Genomic DNA, 2,500 nt, shown 5'->3' on the forward strand with positions numbered 1-2,500 from the left:
CGTAAAAAAAAAGGATAAAACCGTAGTCGGCTTTATCCTTTTTCAGGAAGGCAATGGTCACCCATTACTCGCCGACTTCCCCTTCGAGTAGTCCTTTATATTTCTTGGCGTTGGTCACCTCAGCCGACATAGGGTACTCCTCGACAATTTTTCCGTAGGAAGTGATAGCGTCCTTAGGCTGTTTGGCTTTTTCCTGCGCTATGCCCAACTTCATCAGATACACAGGCGTAAAAAACTCGTTCGATTTATAGTCCGCTGCTTTTTTGTAGTAGCTGACGGCCTCTTCCGGCTGATTTTTCTCCATGTAAGCATCACCCGTCAAAGCATAAGCACGCCCTTGTACCAGCAAATCCGATGAACTGAAAGATTTCAAATGCTCGATGGCATTGTCAAACTTCCCTTCCTTCATTAGAGCGATACCTGCGTACAAATGGGCGAGGTTGGCCGCGTCGGTGCCAGGGTAGTTGTCGGCAATCGCCAGCAGACCTTCGTTGCCGCCACTGCCATTTAACGCCCGATTCGTAGAATCGGCCTCCATGTCGTACACGACATTCGATAAAGCACTTTGCGCCGTACTTTCTTGGCTATCAATGTAAAAACGGTAAGCGGCGAAGCATAACACTACCACCACAATGGCAACGGCTACCCCGATAAGGGCCTTTTTGTATTTAATAAAGAAGATTTCGGCCTTGCTGATCTGACTCGCCAGCGCTTCCGGGCTTTCGATGATTTCGACCCCAGAGTTAGCCGTATTTTTCTTGCTCATGCGTAATGGTTCATTTTTGGAACGCAAAGGTAGGGAAAAGATGTGTAATTGTTTAATCGTGTAATCGTTGAATTCATGTTTTTTGTTGTGTTGCGTAATTGTCAAACGTTACACAACACACTTGAATTAACCGTCCCTGTGTTAAATCATTTCAACAAACAGACAGATCAACATCAATTACACAATTCAACAGTTCCACGATTCAACAACCTTTTACTCCATAATAAACGGATAGTCTTCCTGCGCGTACACGTCGGTATAAGCTTCCTTAGCGTCGGGGAAGTCGGACTCATCGGCGAATTTGACGGCTTCGGCCACGGTGGCTTTGATTCCTTTGTCGATGGCATCCAGTTCTTCTTCCGTCGCAAAATTGTGTTTTAGGATCACCTGCTTCACATTTTCGATGGGGTCGCGTAGCTTATATTCTTCCACTTCTTCCTTGGTGCGGTACTTCTGCGGGTCCGACATCGAGTGGCCGCGGTAGCGATAAGTGCGGAATTCGAGGTAGGTCGGCCCGTCGCCCTTGCGGGCTCGTTCAGCGGCACGGCTCACGGCTTCGTGAATCGCCTCGACGTTCATGCCATCTACGGGTTCGGACGGGATGTCGTAGGCTTCGCCCAGCGTGTAAAGTTCGGTAACGTTAGAAGAGCGCCCTACGGAAGTACCCATGGCGTAGCCGTTGTTTTCAACCACGAAAATCACGGGTAGTTTCCAGGTCATGGCCATGTTCAGGGCCTCATGAAAAGCCCCCTGCCGCACAGCTCCATCACCGAAGAAGCAAATGCAGACGTTGCCCGTCTCGTTGTATTGTTCCGCAAAGGCAATACCCGCGCCCAACGGAATCTGCGCGCCCACGATACCGTGGCCGCCCATGAAATTACGCTCTTTGTCAAAGATGTGCATCGAACCGCCCTTGCCTTTGGTCGTTCCAGTCTCTTTACCGAAAAGTTCGGCCATGATGGCGTTTGGGCTGGTGCCCAGCGCCAAAGGCATACCATGGTCGCGATAGGCGGTGATGTACTTATCATCGGGCGTGAGGGCAGTGGCTGTTCCCGACGAGCAGGCTTCCTGTCCTATATAGAGGTGGCAGAAACCCCGGATTTTTTGTTGGCCGTATAGTTGCCCTGCCTTTTCTTCGAAACGGCGTTGCAGCAGCATATTTTCGTACCAGAACATGTAGCGTTCCTTGGAGTACTGCAATTTCGGAGCCGTTTCCTTTTTTGACGCTTCCTTTTTAGCGGGGGCTTTCTTTTCTTTTGCGGTGGCCATCTATTTTAATGATGAGTTATGAATGATGAATTACGAATGGGGCGGCTGCTTTCCATTCAGGAACTTTACATCTTTGTAATTGTTGGGTTAGAACCCTGATTCGGGCGGTTTTTGCGCCGCTTGAACTGCGAAAGTAGCAATAAACTCCCTAACAAAGAAAGGCATGTGGCTCGAAAAACTTCACCTCACGTATTTTAAAAGCTACGAAGAGGGCAGTTTTACGTTCGGCGAGCGGGTTAATTGCCTGGTCGGGGAGAACGGTAGCGGAAAAACCAACCTGCTGGATGCCATCTATTTTCTGGCCCTGACCAAGAGTGCCTTTCAAAATCAGGATGCTCTCAGCATCCGCCACGAGGCCGATTTTTTCGTACTGGACGGGGTTTTTCATCAACATGCCGGGCATGTCCAAATCACCTGCAGTCTGCCGCGAGGACAGCGCAAGGTGATGATGTCAGACAAGAAGGC

Annotated in this window: 3 protein-coding genes; 1 reads left to right on the forward strand and 2 read right to left on the reverse strand. The window is 49.6% G+C overall.

Going from position 1 to position 2,500, the window contains the following annotated elements:
- Positions 1 to 64: 64 nt before the first annotated feature.
- Both ACEW8P_RS08410 and pdhA read right to left on the reverse strand, forming a co-directional pair.
- Positions 65 to 766 carry a tol-pal system YbgF family protein gene (locus tag ACEW8P_RS08410; protein ID WP_373512640.1) on the reverse strand — a complete coding sequence of 234 codons (702 nt, stop codon included), beginning with the start codon at positions 764 to 766 and terminating at the stop codon, positions 65 to 67.
- Between the two features lie 213 nt (positions 767 to 979).
- Positions 980 to 2,035, reverse strand: coding sequence for a pyruvate dehydrogenase (acetyl-transferring) E1 component subunit alpha (gene pdhA, locus ACEW8P_RS08415; protein ID WP_373512641.1), 1,056 nt, complete (start codon positions 2,033 to 2,035; stop codon positions 980 to 982).
- A gap of 163 nt (positions 2,036 to 2,198) precedes the next feature.
- Here pdhA and ACEW8P_RS08420 point away from each other — a divergent pair.
- On the forward strand, positions 2,199 to 2,500 hold a 302-nt coding region (locus tag ACEW8P_RS08420), incomplete at its 3' end, for an AAA family ATPase (RefSeq protein ID WP_373512642.1).

The organism is Persicitalea sp., assembly GCF_041751555.1.
Taxonomy (GTDB): domain Bacteria; phylum Bacteroidota; class Bacteroidia; order Cytophagales; family Spirosomataceae; genus Persicitalea.